An 18069-nucleotide genomic window follows, 5' to 3' on the forward strand; every position below is an offset into this window, starting at 1 on the left:
AGGCTCCCGGGACCCATCGGCAATCTTTAATTGCGTTGATGGGTGGGGTTCTTATTATAAAAAAATTTACATGCAGTAGGTGAATTGAATATGATACATAAGAAGTATTGGACATATAACAAGTTGGATAATATAAAGGTTGAAGAATTATCAAACAGTCTTGGAATTACATCAACTATTTCGAGAGTTTTATTAAATAGAGGAATAGCAAATCGTGATGAAGCAAAGAAGTTTTTATATTCAAGTTTAACTCAGCTGCACGATCCATTTCTTCTTAAAGATATGGGTAAGGTTGTCGATCGAATTAAGGAAGCCATAAGAAATAATGAAAAAATATGTATTTATGGTGATTATGATGTTGATGGGATATCAAGTACATCGATTATGATTAAATATTTTAATTCAATCAACCACCCTGTCAGCTATTATATACCTAGTAGAATGGAAGAAGGTTATGGATTAAATAAAGATGCCATTGAGAAAATATTTATTAATGGAACTAGATTAATCATTACAGTGGATTGTGGTATTACATCTGTAGAGGAAGTAAAATTTGCGAATAGTTTGGGAATAGATATGATAATAACCGATCACCATGAATGTCAAAACGTGTTACCTGATGCTTACGGTATTATTAATCCAAAACAAAAGGATTGCTCATATCCTTTTGATAAAATCTGTGGATGTGGATTAGTCTTTAAATTAATTCAGGCATTGACACCGGCGGAGGTTTTTAAAACATCTATATACGATTACTTAGATATTGCTGCAATAGCCACAGTAGCCGATGTAGTTTCTTTAACAGATGAAAACCGGGTTATAGTTAAAAATGGTCTTGAATACATTTCTGAAAGTATAAATCCTGGTATTCAGGCTTTATTGAAGGTTTGTGGGTTTGAAGATAGAAGATTAAATGCAGGAAATATAGCTTTTGGCCTTGCTCCTAGAATTAATGCTGCAGGTAGAATTAGTTCTGCAGATGCTGGTGTCCAACTACTTACAGCTACAGATGTTAATCATGCTAATAAAATTGCACAATTACTAAATGAAGAGAATAGATATAGACAAGAAATTGAAATGAATATTTTAAATGAAGCTATAGATATTATTGAAAGAAATTCTGGGTATGCTAGTGATAATATTTTGATTATTTATAATGAAGGATGGCATCCTGGGGTGATTGGAATTGTTGCATCTCGGATTGTTGAAAAATATTACAAGCCAACGGTAATTTTAGGAGTAGAAGAAGGTATAGCTAAAGGATCAGCTAGGAGCATACCTGGATTTGACCTATTTGATGCTATGAATAAATGTAAGGATTTATTTATAAAATTTGGTGGGCACGAACAAGCTGCAGGATTATCTATTAATGTAGAAAATATAGAAGCATTTAGACAACAAATTAATTTAATTGCAAAACAAACCTTAACAGAAGAAGATTTTATTCCTAAGGTTTTTTATGATGATATACTAAAAATTGAAGACATTAGTGAACAGCTTATAGATGAGATTCAACAATTAGAACCATTTGGAATGGGGAATCCGGCACCAAAGTTTATTTCTCAAAATTTACGTACAGTAGATATAAGAGGAATAGGAATTGATAAAAAACATATAAAATTTAAATTAGAATCTAATGGAAATTACATTGATGGTATTGGTTTTGGACTAGGAGATTTTCAACAATTAATAGAATTAGATGATGAGATTGATATTGTATTTTCTCCAGAATATAATGTATACAATGGAAATCGCAAGCTACAGTTTAATATAAAAGATATTAAGATTAAACATAGCCTAAATTATAGAAAACATCCTGTATTAAAAGAATATTATCAGAATTTTTTAATGAGCAAATATGAAACTGATAAAAGACTTATTGATATTCCGCTAAAAATACTAAAGGGAGAAAAAGATAAGATAGTACGCGAAAAGGTTGAAGGTGCAAGCAAAATAAAACCTATTCTTATACTAGCAAATACACTAAATCATGCCTATAGACTACTATCTCTCCTAGAATATAAAAAAAGCTCCAGCTTAAATAGTATATCAATTGGTTTTAATCAACCTAATACTGACAATTTAGACTATGAAGTTTACGTAGTTATTAACCCTGTTGTTGATAAAATACAGTATAAAAGATATAATAATATTATTCTTTATGATATGTTTTATTCTCTAGGTCAATTGAAAGCTTTTGTAAATCAAAATCATATAGAAAGAACTATTTTTTTATACGAAGATGGAGATGAGGAGTCTAATCTTAGTATTTTGAAAAGTATAATACCAACTAGGGAACAGTTGGTAGCTATATACAAATACCTAAAAGATAACAAATCTAAGAGAATATCCCATTCATTTGAAAAAATATATGATGATATAAAGTGTAGGCATAATTTAATAATAAACGAAGCATTATTTAATAATGCTCTAGCCATATTTGTGGAAGGAAGTTTATTAACTTATAATTTTGAAAATAATGCTTATAACATACATATGTTAGAACCTACTTGTAAGGTGGATTTAAATAAATTAAAATATACTCAGTATCTGGAGACGATAAAGTACCAGTATAATGATTTTAAAAATATATGGCTACAATTGCTATAGGGAGGAAAAATTTAATGGACTTAAAAAGCAAAATAAGAGTAATCGAAGATTTTCCTAAGAAAGGCATAAGTTTTAAAGATATTACTACTCTTTTAAAAGATGGAGAAGCTTATAAATATTTAGTAAGAGAGTTATCAGATCAGCTTAAGAACTTAAATGTTGATGTAATAGTGGGCCCAGAGGCTAGAGGGTTTTTAATTGGAACTCCAGTTGCATACGATTTAGGAGTTGGATTTGTACCTATAAGAAAACCTGGAAAACTGCCAGCTGAAACAATTAGTTATGAATATGAACTTGAATATGGTACAGATTTACTACAAATACATAAAGATGCAATTAAGCCCGGACAAAGGGTAGCTATATTAGATGATTTATTGGCTACTGGTGGAACTGTACTGGCTACGGCCAAACTAATTGAGCAGCTTGGAGGACAAGTAGTTTCAATTAACTTTTTAATTGAGCTTAATTTCCTACAGGGAAGAGATGTATTAAATGGCTACGAAGTACATTCATTAGTTCAATACGAGGATTAAAAAATTAAGTGCTATAGTGAGCACCATTTTATATAGGTGATTATTATAAGGTTTACTTTGAAAAGCTATAATTTTTCTATTGCATATAAGCTACTGAAGAGGGTGATTTTATATTATGTTGGAAAATTTAATAAGTAAAATTGAAGAATATAATCCACAATGTGATGTTGAGCTTATTATTAGAGCTTATAATTTTGCGGAAAATGCACATCAAGGTCAATATAGGAAATCAGGTGAAAGATATTTTATTCATCCTGTAGAAGTAGCTAAAATTTTAATAGAGTTACAAATGGATAGCAGTACAATAGCTGCAGGATTGCTTCATGATGTAATAGAGGATACAAATTATGGATATGAAAAAATCAAGAAGGAGTTTGGTGTAGAGATAGCTGATTTAGTAGAAGGCGTAACCAAGCTAACACGGTTATCATTTAATTCTAAGGAGGAAAGGCAAGCTGAAAACCTTAGAAAAATGGTACTAGCTATGGCAAAAGATATACGGGTTATTTTGATTAAATTAGCCGATCGTCTTCATAATATGAGAACCCTTAGATATCATAATGATGAAAAACGAAAGGAAACAGCTATAGAAACTTTAGAAATTTTTGCACCAATTGCTCACAGGTTAGGTATTTCTAGAATCAAATGGGAATTAGAGGACTTATGTTTAAGATATATTGATCCTGAAGGATATTATGAGCTAGTAGAAAAAGTAGCTAAAAAAAGACGTGACCGTGAAGAATTTATAAGAGATGTAATAGCAAATTTAAAAGATAAATTAGATGAATTTGATATTGAAAATGAAATTACTGGTAGGCCAAAGCACTTTTATAGCATATATAGAAAGATGGAATATCAGGGCAAGTCTTTTGATGAAATATTTGATTTTTTAGCTGTTAGAGTAATAGTAAACAGTGTTAAAGATTGCTATGGAGTTTTAGGAGTTGTTCATACAATATGGAAACCAATACCTGGACGTTTTAAAGATTACATTGCAATGCCTAAGCCTAATATGTATCAGTCTTTGCATACTACGGTAATTGGTCCTCAAGGAGAGCCTTTCGAAATTCAAATTAGAACTATGGAAATGCATCAAATTGCTGAATATGGTATTGCAGCCCACTGGAAATATAAAGAAGGTAAAACAGATACTGTCGAACAACAAACGGATGTAAAATTAGCATGGTTAAGACAAATGCTAGAGTGGGAAAAGGAAGTAAAAGATCCTAAGGAGTTTATGGAATCCTTAAAGATTGACCTATTTACTAACGAGGTATTTGTATTTACACCTAAAGGAGAAGTTATTAATCTTCCAACAGGATCAACACCAATCGATTTTGCATACAAAATTCATTCTGGGGTTGGTAATAAATGTGTAGGCGCCAAAGTAGATGGACGTATAGTTCCCATTGATTACAAATTAAAGAATGGCAATATAGTACAAATTCTAACCTCTTCTAATAGCGTGGGACCTAGCAGAGACTGGTTAAAAATCGTTAAAAGTTCGCAGGCTAAAACCAAAATAAAACAATGGTTTAAAAAAGAACGCAGAGAAGAAAATATTGATAAGGGACAGGAAATAATAGATAAGGAAATAAGACGGCTAGGGCTTAATATACCCCCGGCACAACTACAGAAATTATTGATAAGTATGGCTAGAAAGCTTGGCTTTTCCAATGAAGAAGATCTATATGCTGCAATTGGATACGGTGGTATTGCATTAACTCAGGTAATGCCTAAGATTAAAGAAGCTGCAAGAAAGGAAACTGCTCAAGAACATGTAGTAGAAAAAGAAGTTCAACCTGTACCTAAGGAAAACGATAAGAAGAAAAAAGAAGATGGTCAAGGTGTTAGAGTTAAAGGAATAGATAATATAATGGTTCGCTTTTCAAGATGTTGTAATCCTGTTCCTGGAGATAATATTGTAGGATATATTACAAGGGGACGAGGAGTTTCAATTCATCGTAAAGACTGTCCAAATATAGTTGATAATATAGAAATTATGGATCGTTTTATAGAAGTTGAATGGAATATTGATAAAGCAATCTCCTTCCAAGTGGAAATACAGATTAAAGCAACTGATCGCAAAGGTCTTTTATCTGAATTAACCATTGTTTTATCGGAAGCTAGGATTCCGATAAATGGATTAAATGCTCGAATAACTAAGGAGCGTACGGCTATATTTAATATGGTCTTAGAAATTAATGATATAGAACATTTAGATAAATTAATGCAAAAACTAAAAAACTTAAAAGGCGTTATAGATATATTTAGAGTAACCACTTAGATAGGAGGTAAATATGAGGGCTGTAGTTCAAAGAATATCACAAGGAAAGGTAGTAGTAGAGGATCAAGTTACTGGTGCTATCGATAAAGGTTTGTTAGTTTTTTTAGGAGTAACAAATGAAGATAATATTCAAGATGTAAAATATATGGCTGAAAAAATTGTAAACTTAAGAATATTTGAAGACGATAATGAGAAAATGAATTTATCTGTTATAGATGTAGAAGGTAAAATTCTTGCAGTATCTCAATTTACACTTTTAGGGGACTGTAGAAAAGGAAGACGTCCTAATTTTACAGAGGCAGCTAGACCGGAAATGGCTGATGAACTATATAAATCCTTTATAGAAGAATGCCAAAAACTAGGGATAAATGTTGAAACAGGCGTATTCCAAGCCCATATGATGGTACACCTAATCAATGATGGTCCAGTAACTATACTTATCGATAGTAAAAAAACATTTTAAGGAGGAATTTTATGTTTTTAGAAAGAATTCCAGCAGGAGTATACGCGGTTAATTGCTATGTTGTAGGTGATGATAAAACAGGTAAATCTGCTGTAATAGATCCAGGTGGTGATGTTGATAAAATAATTGAAGTATTAGAAAACAATGAGTTTAAATTAGAATATATTATATTGACCCATGCTCATGGAGACCATATAGGTGGTTTAGAGGAATTACGGGAAAAAACTGGAGCTCCTGTATATATGCATAAAAATGATCTACACATGTTAAAGAATAGTAAAATTAATCATTCTGTTGCAATAGGTGGTGTTAAAGTTGAAACAGAAGCAGACGCTTTCGTAGAAGATGGAGATACATTGGAATTGGGAGAGTTAAAACTTTCTGTTATTCATACGCCGGGACATACTCAAGGTGGAATATGTATACAAGTTGAAAATGTACTATTAAGTGGAGATACATTATTCGCAAACTCTATTGGCAGAAGCGACTTAGAGGGTGGAGATCAAGAACAGCTAATAGACTCTATTAAAAATAAACTTTTTGTACTCAATGAAGATTTAACAGTTTTACCTGGACATGGTCCTGCCACCACTATTAGAATTGAAAAAACTACAAATCCTTATGTAAGGTAAATTGAAAAAAATGATTAAAGTTATATGCATAGGACATAATTATGAATATGAAATAAGAGAATTACTAAAACTATTTTACAAGCAAAGTGAAATAGAAATTAGCTGTGTTAGCTTTGGAGAGTATGTTGAAGAAGATTTTAATAGACAAATTATTTCTAAAGAAACATTATTAACTAGTATGCTAGTTGTTAAAGAAAATAAAGCTATTGCTACTTCTAAGTTAAATGGTGAAGAGAAAATAATAGAAGAACAATTAGATAATAAGACTGAGTTAGAGATAAAGAAAACAATTAAGAGATTAATTAAAAAAAGCCTTTTTAAGCTCCTTCAAAAAAGTAAAAATATTGAGGTGCCTTGGGGTATTTTAACAGGAATTAGGCCTACTAAAATTGTTCATGAGCTATTAGAAAATGGTTTTAGTGAAGAAAATATTATGTATACTTTAATAAATGAATATTGTATAGATACTAGTAAAGCCAAACTATTGTTAGATGTAGCTAAAACAGAGTATAGATATGTATATCCTATTGATGAATCAAAAATTAGTTTATATATAAGCATACCTTTTTGTCCAACTAGATGTCTATACTGCTCGTTTCCTTCTAATCCATTAAATCAATCTGCACATTTAGTAGATAGTTATGTGGATGCCCTGTGCAGGGAGATAGAAGGTGTGGCAAAGCTAATTAAAGAAGTGGGGAAAAAGGTTCAAACAATTTATGTTGGTGGAGGAACACCAACTACTCTTTCGGTTACACAATTTACCCGTATATTCGATACAATTAAAGCTAGTATAGATTTGGACTATCTTGAAGAATTCACAGTAGAGGCTGGAAGGCCAGATACAATTGATTATGATAAGTTAATGTATCTAAAGGGAGCAGATATTACTAGATTAAGTATTAATCCACAAACTATGAACAATTGTACTTTAAAGGAAATAGGAAGAGAACATACCGTTGACGAGCTAGTTAAATCTTACAAAATGGCTTTGGAAATCGGGTTTGAAAATATTAATATGGATATTATAATTGGACTTCCAGGTGAAGATACAAAAATGGTAGAACACACTATGAATGAAATTAAAAAGCTCTCTCCCATTAATTTAACAGTGCATACATTAGCAATTAAAAGAGCTTCTAGATTGAAAGATCAAGAAGAAGAATATAGTCTTGCTGAGCAACAAGAAGTGATGGATATGCTCGAAATTACACAGAATTATGCTGAAGTTATGGGATTAAAACCATATTATATGTATAGACAAAAGCATATGGTAGGTAACCTTGAAAATATAGGATATTCAAACCCAGGTTATGAATGTATATATAACATTCAAATTATGGAGGAAAAGCAGACTATACTTGCATTGGGAGCAGGAGCTGTCTCTAAGATTACATTTCCTAGTGAAAATCGACTAGAAAGGGTACCAAATATTAAAAACTTAGAGCAATATATTGAACGCGTAGATGAAATGATCGAAAGAAAAAGAAAGTTTTTTATTGACAATATTTAGAAAATATCATATAATAGATAGAATCAATAAGGATATTACAATGATTAGGAATAGTAGTCAAATATCATGTTTTAGCGAGTCGGGGATGGTGAAAGCTCGATACAATAGAGTTTGGTGAAGACACCTATGAGTAGATTTTCTGAAATTTAGTAGGAAAATCCGTGAACCTGCGTTAATGGTAAAGTGGGATTTAATCCAACTAGGGTGGTACCGCGGGAAATCAACCTCTCGTCCCTTCAATTTATATTTAGGGATGTAGAGGTTTTTGTGTATTCAAATTTAATTTTAGTTATTTATATAGAATGGAGGTAATTAAATTGCTAACAAAAGGACCAAGGGGTACAAAGGATGTATTACCTAGTGAGGCCTATAAGTGGCATTATGTTGAAGGTGTAGTAAAGGAAGTAGCTAAGCGCTTTGGGTTTGAAGAGATAAGAACCCCTATCTTTGAGCATACAGAGCTTTTTGAACGTGGTGTAGGTGATACTACAGATGTTGTTGAAAAAGAAATGTATACATTTACTGATCGTGGAGACAGAAGCATTACATTAAAGCCAGAAGGTACAGCTCCAGTGGCGAGATCATTTATTGAAAATAAACTTTACGCAGATACTCAACCTACAAAACTATTTTATATTACACCAGTTTTTAGATATGAAAGACCTCAAGCAGGAAGGTTAAGAGAACATCATCAATTTGGTGTTGAGGTTTTTGGCGCAGCTAGCCCTTCTGTAGATGCAGAGGTTATTAACTTAGCTATGGCGGTTTATGAAACCTTCGGAATTAAAAAATTAGAGCTTAGAATAAACAGTATTGGCTGTCCAAAGTGTAGAGCTGAATATCATAAAGTACTTAAGGAATACTTACAAAATAAATTAGATAAGCTATGCACAACTTGCCAAGGAAGATTTGATCGAAATCCTCTTAGAATAATTGACTGTAAATCTGATACATGTCAAGCTGAGCTAACAGAAGTTCCACTTATGCTAGATCATATTTGTGATGAATGTAAGGATCATTTTGATACCTTAAAGAAATATTTAGAAGCATCTGGACTTAATTATATAGTTGATCCAAGAATTGTTCGTGGATTAGATTACTATACCAAAACTGCATTTGAAATTATTACAGATGAAGCAGGTAAAAAAGGAACAATATGTGGCGGTGGAAGATATGACAAACTTGTAGAAGATTGTGGAGGTCCGAGTACGCCAGGTGTAGGCTTTGGAATGGGATTAGAAAGAACTATATTAACATTAGAAAGCCAAGGCATAGAAATTCCTAAACCAGAAGGATTAGATGTATTTATAGTAACAATGGGTGAGGGAGCATCCTATGAAGGATTCAAATTACTAAATCAACTTAGAAAAGCAGGTTTAACTGCAGATAAAGATCACTTAGATCGTAGTGTAAAGGCCCAATTTAAATATGCTAATAAGGTACTTGCAAATTACACAATTGTAATAGGTGATGATGAGCTATCTAAAGGAATAGCAAAGCTAAAAAATATGATTGATGGAGAAGAGACAGAAGTTAATTTAATTGATGTAGCTAATATACTTCAACAAAATTTAAATAGGAGGTAATATATTATGAACTTAAAAAGAACCCATATGTGTGGAACTTTAAATAGAGAAAATATAGGTGATGTAGTAACATTATCAGGATGGGTACAAAAAAGAAGGGATCTAGGAGGTTTAATATTTGTTGATTTAAGAGATAGATCTGGACTTATGCAAATTGTATTTGATAATGAAGTATCTGAGAAGGCTTTTAAAGATGCTGAAAAATTAGGTTCAGAATATGTAATTACTATAAAAGGAAAGATTTATGAAAGACAATCTAAAAATCCAAATATGCCAACGGGTGATATCGAAGTCTTTGCAGAAGAAATAGAAATTTTAAACGAATCCCAAACACCACCTATTTACATTAAAGATGATGATGATGTTTCAGAGAATCTTAGACTTAAATATAGATATTTAGATTTAAGAAAACCTACAATGCAAAGTAATTTAATACTAAGACATAAGGTAGCCCAAGTTGTAAGAAACTTTTTAAGCAATGAAGGATTTTTAGAAATGGAAACTCCTATGCTTACAAAGACAACTCCAGAAGGGGCAAGAGATTATTTGGTACCAAGTAGAGTAAACCCAGGTAAGTTTTTTGCTTTACCTCAGTCTCCACAAATGTTTAAACAACTTTTAATGGTATCAGGCATGGAAAGATATTTTCAAATTGTAAAATGTTTTAGAGATGAGGATTTAAGAGCAGATAGACAACCTGAGTTTACTCAAATAGACTGCGAAATGTCATTTGTTGATGTAGAAGATATAATAGCAATTAATGAGAGATTGTTGCAAATGGTATTTAAAGAAGTAATGAATGTAGATATACAATTACCTATTCCTAGAATGAGCTATAAAGAGGCAATGGATCGTTTTGGATCTGACAAACCAGATATTAGATTTGGCTTTGAACTAGTTGATTTAGGTGAAATAGTGAAAAACTGTGGATTTAAAGTATTTACATCTGCTATTGAAAATGGTGGAGCTGTTAAGGCAATCAACATTAAGGGACATGGAGATCAGTTTAGTAGAAAAGATATTACAAAGTTAGAGGACTATGTAAAGACTTATGGTGCTAAAGGATTAGCTTGGATTAAAGTAACAGATGAAGGAGTTACTTCACCAATAGCTAAGTTCTTTACAGATGAAGAAATGCAAGCAGTATTGAAGGCTACAGATGCAGCAGTAGGAGATTTAATATTATTTGTTGCTGATAAAATGCAAGTAACATATGATGCTCTAGGACATTTAAGGGTTGAAGTTGCTAAAATATTAAACTTAATTAACAAAGATGAATTTAAGTTACTTTGGGTTACAGAATTTCCACTATTTGAATACGATGAAGAAGAAGATCGTTATGCAGCTAAGCATCATCCATTTACTTCTCCTATGGATGAAGATATTGAGCTTATGGTATCAAATCCAGAAATGGCTAGAGCTAAGGCTTATGATATTGTATTAAATGGCTATGAAATTGGTGGAGGAAGTATAAGAATTCACTCATCAGAACTTCAACAAAAAATGTTCAAAGCTTTAGGTTTTAGCGAAGAAGAAGCTTGGGATAAGTTTGGTTTCCTTTTAGAAGCATTTAAATATGGAACACCACCTCATGGAGGTATTGCTTTTGGCTTAGATAGATTGGTAATGATTTTAGCAAAGGAAGATAATATTAGACAGGTAATAGCATTCCCTAAAACTCAAAATGCTACTTGTCCATTAACAAATGCACCAACCTTTGCAGATGATAAGCAGTTAAAAGAATTAAGTATAAAAGTTCAAATTGAAGAATAATATAAAAAATCGCAGATTATTTAATTTGCGATTTTTTTTATATGTTAGTTGACAAGGAGACTAGGGTATACTATAATAAAGTAAATGATAATCGTTATCAATACATGAAAGAGGTGAATGAAAAATGAAAGCTTTATTAGTAGGAGCGGATAGATTAGGTAATATTCCAGATACATTACAAAGCTTTGGTATAAAGGATTTCATACATTGGGATGGACGTAAAAAAGGCATGAGAAAGCTAGAAATTCCAGGGGAAGTTGATATGGTAATAGTGTTTTATGACTTTATAGAACACAATATAACAGAAATAGTTAAGGAAAAAGCAAAACAAAGTCAAATACCTTGTGTGTTTTCTAGAAGGGCCTGTAGTGACTTGGCAAAAAGATTGAATAATTGTAAGAATTGTAACTTGTGTACTGCAAAAGCTAATTAAAAATTTTTAAAATATCAAAAAATATTTGAAATATTACGAAGATTGTGGTATTATTACATCAACACCCTGCTGTGTGCGTATAATCGACTAAGTTTTGAGCCAACACAATGACATTGGGAATTTGGAGTTTATTTATTAAGTAAATGCCCTACAATCTGTAAGGACTTACGCAATAAGTAACAGAATACCCACCTGCGAGAGCAGGTTTCAAAACATTCGACCACGGCATGGCGGGGAAAACCTAAATAATACTAATCGATGAAAAAACATACTAAAAGTAATCAGCTCCTATATAGGAGTTTTTTTGATGTTTAAACCCAGTTGACATAATAAAAAAAATTAGATAATATTAAATTTAGTGGAAAAGTAGAGGAGGTAAGAGATGGCGCTACATTCTTTTTCTAGAACAGAATTGTTAATTGGAACTGATGGACTTGAAAAGCTTAAAAATAGTAAAGTAGCTGTATTTGGTATAGGAGGAGTAGGGACATTTGCTGTAGAAGCCCTAGCAAGAAGTGGTGTAGGTAAATTTGTTTTAGTTGATCACGATGATATATGTTTAACTAATATTAATAGACAAATCCACGCTCTTCGTAGCACTGTAGGTAAAGCAAAAGTAGAAGTTATGAAAGAGCGTATTTTAGATATTAACCCTAAAGCCGAAGTAACTGTATATAGAGAGCTTTATAATAGTGAAAGTGCAGAAAAATTAATAGCTGACGATTATGATTATGTTGTAGATGCAATCGATATGGTTACATCAAAATTAGATTTAATTGAAAGATGTAAAAAAAGAGGTATTTCTATTATTAGCTGTATGGGTGCTGCTAATAAGCTGGACCCTACTAGATTAGAGGTATCTGATATATATAAAACATCTATTTGTCCTTTAGCAAAAGTAATGCGCAAAGAGCTTAGAAAAAGAGGCATTAAAGACTTAAAAGTGATATACTCAAAAGAAGAGCCTATAACACCATTAGAAATAGAAGGTAATAGCTGTAAAACTAATTGCATATGTACTAATAAAGAAACGGCTACATGTACTGCAAGAAGGCAAATTCCTGGTAGTGTGTCTTTCGTACCTTCTGTTGCTGGATTAATTATAGCTTCACAAATAGTTAAAGATATTATTAAATAGAAGATTAAAAATGTGATTAATTAAATTTAATTAGTATAAATATAGAATATAGTTACTTTTAAATTAGAAAGGAGGACGTTTTATGAGACAATGTGGAGTTGTTATGTCTACCGATGGAGATAGAGCTAAGGTAGTAATGCAAAGACAATCTAGCTGTGGCGATTGTAAGGGTTGCAGGCTAGGTAGTGATGATATGAGTATGGAAATAGAGGCTATTAACTCTATTAATGCTAAAATTGGTGATCGTGTTGAAATAGATATGGAGCACCAAAATGTTTTAGCTGCTGCTTTTATTGCATATATGATTCCCTTGATTACTTTAATTGCAGGAGTATTTATTGGAAGTGTACTTTTAGATAAAATCGGATTAGCTCAGTATAAAGAAGTTGGATCAGCTATATTTGGGCTTGTATTGACTGGAATAAGCTTTGCTGTTATTAGATTAAAAGAGAGTTCAATTAGAGCGAATAAAAACTTTGTTCCAATTATTACAGAGATTGCAGATAAATAAAACTAATGTAATTAAATAATTTTAACCAAACTATCAAGAGTTAGGGTAGAGAGTTAGCTCAATGACCCTATACCAACCTGCTTTTACAAGTAAGGTGGTTCTGCTAACAACGATGATGAGGTGAAATATGCGATCGTAATGATGTATGATCCTTCTTAACAATGTTAGGGAGGATTTTTTACTGCATAAAAACTAATTTAAGAGGACGATCAAAATGAAAGATACAGAGATGTAACATTAGAAGAAGCTATTAAACAGATGAATGACGAAGAATTAGAAAGATTAAAAAGATGTTAGAAGTTTATTAAATCTTTGATGGGATTAAACATAGTATCACTTGAAGAATATAGACAAAGATTACAAGAATAAGTTATGCAGTCAGAGGAATATGGGAAAAATTGAAGCCGATATTGGAATATAGTATAGTACTTGTTATAATAGAAAGCAAGAAAGTATTTTATTAGTTTTGTAAACGCAAAGGATTAAAAGAAGAATTAAAGATGCTAATGGGGATTTATATGAATATTTACTTTCAAAGGTAGCTACAGCCGGAACAAATGGACAGTTTAGAACCCCAAGACACATTATTAAAATGATGGTAGAGCTTATGAAGCCTACACCTACTGATATTATTATAGATATAATCTTGCAGAGATTGATACAATTTAATTATCCTAAAAGCTGCTATGTTTAGGGGTGTGCAAACTCAAAAAGGTATGTGCATTAATTTAAATTATTAAAATGAAAGGGCGGATAATGTGAATAAGTACCAAATAGAAATTAAAATCTTGCAGGAATCAGAAACTTTCCTTCCTAAAATCGGTAATATGCCTTTTGACAAAGCTTTACCTATACTTAGAAGAGAAGCCTGGAGACTAGCAGATAAATATGATACAGATGGTGCCAATGTAATAAATATTATGCTTAAAAGATTTGGGGAAATTAAACATGAATAGTGCGAAGAAAGGTTTAGCTTTAGTAATATCAAATGCAAATTATCAAACTCAGCCTAAACTATTGTCCTGTAAAAAGGATGGAATAGATATGGTAAATATGTTACAGTATTTAAATTTTGATGTGTTATCAGCTACTGATACCACAAGGGAAATGCTTTTTAATAGCCTTGGAGAGTTTTTGGAAATTGCAGATCTATATTCTGTTCTTTTGGTCTACTACGCTGGGCATGGTGTTCAGATAGACGGAGAGAACTATTTTGTACCGATTGACTGTGGATACAATGCATCTAAAGCAATATTTATTGGAAATTCCTTAGTTAATGTAAATGTTGTTACAGAGTATATGAATTCTCATCCTGAAAAAACAAACATCATTATTATGGATGCATGTAGAACAGCTCCGAACTTTTCACGTGATTTAATAGGAACTGGATTAGCAGAAATACGAGCAGGGAGTGGTACCATTGTTGCGTTTGCAACATCGCCAAATGAAGCGGCATATGGGGCAGTAGATGAAAATGGAAATGGATATTATACAAAATGCTTATTAAACCATATTGCTCGTCCCAATATTAAAATTGAAGACATGTTCAAAGAAGTTAGAAAAAATGTTATTGAAATGTCTGATAATACGCAGATACCTTGGGAGAGTACATCTCTCAATTCTGATTTTTATTTTAATACAATGACTCAAGATGAAATTTATGAAAAAATATATCAGGGTATGAGAAATCAATACGGAGCAAATATGCTAATTGCTTTAAGTAAAACTTATAATTACTCAATATCTGATATCATGCGAATATATGAAAAACAAAAAAGCGAAAAGCCGGGAGGAATTTATATAAATTCTAAAAAGGATTTTGAGCATTATATTTTAGAAAGAATTCTCGATTTAGGATTTAGATATGAAAATTACCGATGGGTATATGGTAAAAAGCCTGTTTTTATGGGAGAGTTTTTTCATGATCCCTATAAAAATATGAATTCGAATATGGTATAGAATAAAGAGATGTACTGGGGATGGTTGGCGGTGCATAAAGATTGGTACAATTTAATTATACTAAATGTTATTGTGCCTAGGTATGTGCAAAGTCAAAAGGAGGTGTATAGTTATAAAAATAGGAAGAAATGAGCCTTGCCCATGTGGTAGTGGTAAAAAATATAAAAAATGTTGTCTCAATAAAACTGAGGAGCAACGTTTAGCAGATGCTATTATGTATTCTATGAAATCAATAAAAAACGATGCTCGTATTAAAAAATGTCTCCATCCAAAACAAGAGGAATGTGACCAAAAAATAATAAAGGCACATGCAATACAAAATAATCGAATATTAAATAAATTGGGAGAGAATGGCCTCGTTATTACAATGGATGGAACATCAAATATGATTTTTCAAGGGTCACAAAAAAAGGGTCGCAAGATAGCAACTACTTTTACAGGTTTTTGTAAACATCACGATAAATTATTGTTTCAAGAAATTGAGGATAGTGAGTTTATAGCATCTCAAAAACAAATTTTTCTTTTTACTTATAGAACTATGGCATGGCACTATCATAAAAAGCAAGAACAGTTAAATGCACAGACTATACGGTATAAGAGGATGTATGAACAAGGGTATGATATGTCATCATCTGAAGATTTTAGATTATTTGAAAAAGGCCTCAAATTAGGGATTAAGGATAATGAAAATGAAAAGTTAATTTTTGATGAATTACTACTTGATGAAATTTATGATAAAGTAAATTATTGTATTTGGGAATTACCATATGAAGTTGAATTTGCTGTTTCTATGATGCACGAACTTGAGCATGATATTTTAGGACAGGCAATAAATAATCTTGAGACAGATGTTAATCTAAGGAAATTGTATCTAAATATTTTTCCTGCAGATTCAAAATCTTTTTGTATATGGTCCTGGCTTAAAGAAAATGACGATGCATATATAGACTTTTCAAAACAATTTATGAAATTAAATATTAATGATAGAGAAAATTATTTTAATAATAACTTACCTAGATGGACTGATTCAATAATTATTTCACCAAGATTATGGAATAGGTGGGGAGATGGAATCCAGGAAGCACTAATAACTCACGCAAATTTTGATATATTATACAGGGTTATGGAAGAAGAAACATCAGATTATAAATATAGTTATATGGATACACCATGGAATTTCTTTGAGAAAACGATATGATATGAAGAATCCCTCGGTTATTTAGATGGTATGATGGGTCAAAATATATTATTTCAAGAAAATGAGCTTTGTGAAAGGGTGAAAAAATGGTAAGATACAATTCGCATTCCTATCCCAAAATGGGAGAAAGAATTGGTGTTTGGGATAAAGAGTCAAAGTATATAATCAAGATCCCCGCACCTAATGATATTTGTGTGGCTTTTAATAAATATGCTTTAGATTTTTATGATGCTGCTCATAAGATTGCAAGTCTTTTATTGGAAACAAACCATACTGATATTTCAAAGATGGATACCTATTTTTTTCCGCTAGCTTTTTTATATAGACATAGTATTGAATTAAAATTAAAAGCAATCGCTTTTCAAACTATTACGACCGACAACAATCGTGGTAATTTTGTAAAAGAAACATTTCATAACTTAGCAGAACTACTAAGCGCAATAGAAACCATGTCACCTACTTCCCGTCCAGAGGAGGAAGTGCAATGGTTAAAAAATTATTTCTTAGATATTTCAAAGGTTGATAAAGAATCAGACTCATTCCGCTATCCATTTCACGTTATAAGGAATAAATCATTTGATTTTAAACAATTTGCTATTGAACGAATATTTAAGGAACAAACACATATTGATTTGGTTAAGTTTGCCAACAAGTTTGAAGCTTCTTATGAGATACTTGATAAATGGTATAGGAAAAGTCTAGATGGGGCCATGGAATGGAAAGGACTTGCGCCTTTTTTTATTGAGGAAGGTGGTTATTATTACAGTCAATCAGTTGTAGGTTATGGATATTCAAGAGATGATTTCTATCCATATACATTTGCATATTTAGAAACAGCGAGTTACCTACGGCAATATATGAAAGAACAGATAGATTTGGGAAATTATGATAAAGTTAGCGGTTTATTTATACCTATGTGTTATCTTTATCGAAATTGCGTGGAGTTGAACTTGAAGACAATATGGTTCGAAGAAACAGGAGAAGACTTTCAAAAACGTTGTAAAAGTATGATTGCTAAAAAACATAGCATCATTGGAATGTGGAATCTTATAAAACCATATGCCGAGAGCTGTGGTATGGGGAGTGATGATAGAGAATACATTGAAACTTTAGAAAATTATTGTAATCAATTACACAACATAGATTCTGATTCAAGTAAGTTTAGATACCCAGTAAAAAAGGACATGACACCATATTTTAAAAAGAATAGGCGGTTTGATTTTATGCATACTGGCATTTTTCTAGAATCTCTTAATAATGGGCTAGATAGCATTGGTAGTGCACTTAGTGCCATGAATGAATATAAGGCTGAAATGGAATATGAATATCGTTCAGAAATGCAGTTCAACTATGATTATTACTGAATCTGGATTCTAGTGATATAAATTGAAAAATCTGTATTGTTTATGTCACTCTCAATTCTTGAGAGTGAC

General features: G+C 31.7%; 16 protein-coding genes, 1 other RNA gene, 1 pseudogene and 1 other annotated feature. All 18 genes and pseudogenes read left to right on the forward strand.

All coding sequences use genetic code 11. The features are described 5' to 3' along the window. The first annotated feature begins 90 nt into the window (after nt 1-90). The 18 genes and pseudogenes from recJ to HYG84_RS12175 all read left to right on the forward strand — a co-directional run bounded on the left by recJ (nt 91) and on the right by HYG84_RS12175 (nt 18000). Nucleotides 91-2610, forward strand: a complete 2520-nt coding sequence (gene recJ / locus HYG84_RS12090) for a single-stranded-DNA-specific exonuclease RecJ (RefSeq protein ID WP_212377532.1) — start codon at nt 91-93, stop codon at nt 2608-2610. 14 nt (nt 2611-2624) lie between these two features. Then, a complete protein-coding gene (locus tag HYG84_RS12095) occupies nt 2625-3143 on the forward strand; it encodes an adenine phosphoribosyltransferase (protein WP_212377535.1) in 519 nt (172 codons plus the stop codon). Between the two features lie 115 nt (nt 3144-3258). Further along, nucleotides 3259-5430 (forward strand): RelA/SpoT family protein, encoded by a 2172-nt coding sequence (locus HYG84_RS12100; RefSeq protein WP_212377538.1) that lies wholly within the window; start codon nt 3259-3261, stop codon nt 5428-5430. A gap of 13 nt (nt 5431-5443) precedes the next feature. Beyond that, nucleotides 5444-5893 (forward strand): D-aminoacyl-tRNA deacylase, encoded by a 450-nt coding sequence (gene dtd, locus HYG84_RS12105; RefSeq protein WP_212377542.1) that lies wholly within the window; start codon nt 5444-5446, stop codon nt 5891-5893. A gap of 11 nt (nt 5894-5904) precedes the next feature. Further along, nucleotides 5905-6525, forward strand: coding sequence for an MBL fold metallo-hydrolase (locus tag HYG84_RS12110; RefSeq protein ID WP_212377545.1), 621 nt, complete (start codon nt 5905-5907; stop codon nt 6523-6525). Between the two features lie 10 nt (nt 6526-6535). Then, a complete protein-coding gene (hemZ, locus tag HYG84_RS12115; RefSeq protein WP_212382244.1) occupies nt 6536-8038 on the forward strand; it encodes a coproporphyrinogen dehydrogenase HemZ in 1503 nt (500 codons plus the stop codon). Between the two features lie 31 nt (nt 8039-8069). Then, nucleotides 8070-8277, forward strand: a binding site (T-box leader). A gap of 78 nt (nt 8278-8355) precedes the next feature. Then, nucleotides 8356-9624: a histidine--tRNA ligase gene (gene hisS / locus HYG84_RS12120; RefSeq protein ID WP_212377548.1), complete on the forward strand. Its 1269-nt coding sequence runs from the start codon at nt 8356-8358 to the stop codon at nt 9622-9624. Between the two features lie 6 nt (nt 9625-9630). Further along, entirely contained in the window at nt 9631-11397 is a 1767-nt protein-coding gene (gene aspS, locus HYG84_RS12125) for an aspartate--tRNA ligase (RefSeq protein WP_212377551.1), read from the forward strand. Nucleotides 11398-11521: 124 nt separating this feature from the next. Beyond that, nucleotides 11522-11830, forward strand: coding sequence for a DUF2325 domain-containing protein (locus HYG84_RS12130; protein ID WP_212377554.1), 309 nt, complete (start codon nt 11522-11524; stop codon nt 11828-11830). Nucleotides 11831-11890: 60 nt separating this feature from the next. Then, a non-coding RNA gene (gene ssrS, locus HYG84_RS12135) (6S RNA) lies at nt 11891-12071 on the forward strand. 141 nt (nt 12072-12212) lie between these two features. Then, nucleotides 12213-12968: a tRNA threonylcarbamoyladenosine dehydratase gene (locus tag HYG84_RS12140; protein WP_212377557.1), complete on the forward strand. Its 756-nt coding sequence runs from the start codon at nt 12213-12215 to the stop codon at nt 12966-12968. A gap of 82 nt (nt 12969-13050) precedes the next feature. Further along, complete coding sequence (locus HYG84_RS12145; protein WP_212377560.1) at nt 13051-13479, forward strand: SoxR reducing system RseC family protein; 429 nt, start codon at nt 13051-13053, stop codon at nt 13477-13479. A 493-nt stretch (nt 13480-13972) separates the two neighbouring features. Next, complete coding sequence (locus HYG84_RS20765; protein WP_334301099.1) at nt 13973-14173, forward strand: N-6 DNA methylase; 201 nt, start codon at nt 13973-13975, stop codon at nt 14171-14173. Nucleotides 14174-14237: 64 nt separating this feature from the next. Next, entirely contained in the window at nt 14238-14435 is a 198-nt protein-coding gene (locus tag HYG84_RS12155; RefSeq protein WP_212377564.1) for a hypothetical protein, read from the forward strand. Then, complete coding sequence (locus HYG84_RS12160) at nt 14428-15438, forward strand: caspase family protein (protein ID WP_212377567.1); 1011 nt, start codon at nt 14428-14430, stop codon at nt 15436-15438. The genes HYG84_RS12155 and HYG84_RS12160 overlap by 8 nt, the downstream gene beginning before the upstream one ends. 82 nt (nt 15439-15520) lie before the next feature. After that, a pseudogene (locus tag HYG84_RS20770) lies at nt 15521-15592 on the forward strand (SEC-C metal-binding domain-containing protein); the annotation flags it as partial. A 69-nt stretch (nt 15593-15661) separates the two neighbouring features. Next, nucleotides 15662-16636: a hypothetical protein gene (locus HYG84_RS12170; protein WP_212382384.1), complete on the forward strand. Its 975-nt coding sequence runs from the start codon at nt 15662-15664 to the stop codon at nt 16634-16636. Between the two features lie 119 nt (nt 16637-16755). Next, nucleotides 16756-18000 carry a hypothetical protein gene (locus HYG84_RS12175; RefSeq protein ID WP_212377570.1) on the forward strand — a complete coding sequence of 415 codons (1245 nt, stop codon included), beginning with the start codon at nt 16756-16758 and terminating at the stop codon, nt 17998-18000. The last annotated feature ends 69 nt before the right edge of the window (nt 18001-18069 follow it).

The organism is Alkaliphilus sp. B6464, from assembly GCF_018141165.1.
In the GTDB taxonomy this organism is placed as follows: Bacteria; Bacillota; Clostridia; order Peptostreptococcales; family Natronincolaceae; genus Alkaliphilus_B.

Excerpts from the sequence above, each read along its gene's own strand:
- recJ (WP_212377532.1), top strand. The coding sequence starts at position 91 with ATGATACATAAGAAGTATTGGACATATAACAAGTTGGATAATATAAAG.
- HYG84_RS12095 (WP_212377535.1), top strand. The coding sequence starts at position 2,625 with ATGGACTTAAAAAGCAAAATAAGAGTAATCGAAGATTTTCCTAAGAAA.
- HYG84_RS12100 (WP_212377538.1), top strand. The coding sequence starts at position 3,259 with ATGTTGGAAAATTTAATAAGTAAAATTGAAGAATATAATCCACAATGT.
- dtd (WP_212377542.1), top strand. The coding sequence starts at position 5,444 with ATGAGGGCTGTAGTTCAAAGAATATCACAAGGAAAGGTAGTAGTAGAG.
- HYG84_RS12110 (WP_212377545.1), top strand. The coding sequence starts at position 5,905 with ATGTTTTTAGAAAGAATTCCAGCAGGAGTATACGCGGTTAATTGCTAT.
- hemZ (WP_212382244.1), top strand. The coding sequence starts at position 6,536 with ATGATTAAAGTTATATGCATAGGACATAATTATGAATATGAAATAAGA.
- aspS (WP_212377551.1), top strand. The coding sequence starts at position 9,631 with ATGAACTTAAAAAGAACCCATATGTGTGGAACTTTAAATAGAGAAAAT.
- HYG84_RS12130 (WP_212377554.1), top strand. The coding sequence starts at position 11,522 with ATGAAAGCTTTATTAGTAGGAGCGGATAGATTAGGTAATATTCCAGAT.
- HYG84_RS12140 (WP_212377557.1), top strand. The coding sequence starts at position 12,213 with ATGGCGCTACATTCTTTTTCTAGAACAGAATTGTTAATTGGAACTGAT.
- HYG84_RS12145 (WP_212377560.1), top strand. The coding sequence starts at position 13,051 with ATGAGACAATGTGGAGTTGTTATGTCTACCGATGGAGATAGAGCTAAG.
- HYG84_RS12160 (WP_212377567.1), top strand. The coding sequence starts at position 14,428 with ATGAATAGTGCGAAGAAAGGTTTAGCTTTAGTAATATCAAATGCAAAT.
- HYG84_RS12170 (WP_212382384.1), top strand. The coding sequence starts at position 15,662 with ATGAAATCAATAAAAAACGATGCTCGTATTAAAAAATGTCTCCATCCA.
- HYG84_RS12175 (WP_212377570.1), top strand. The coding sequence starts at position 16,756 with ATGGGAGAAAGAATTGGTGTTTGGGATAAAGAGTCAAAGTATATAATC.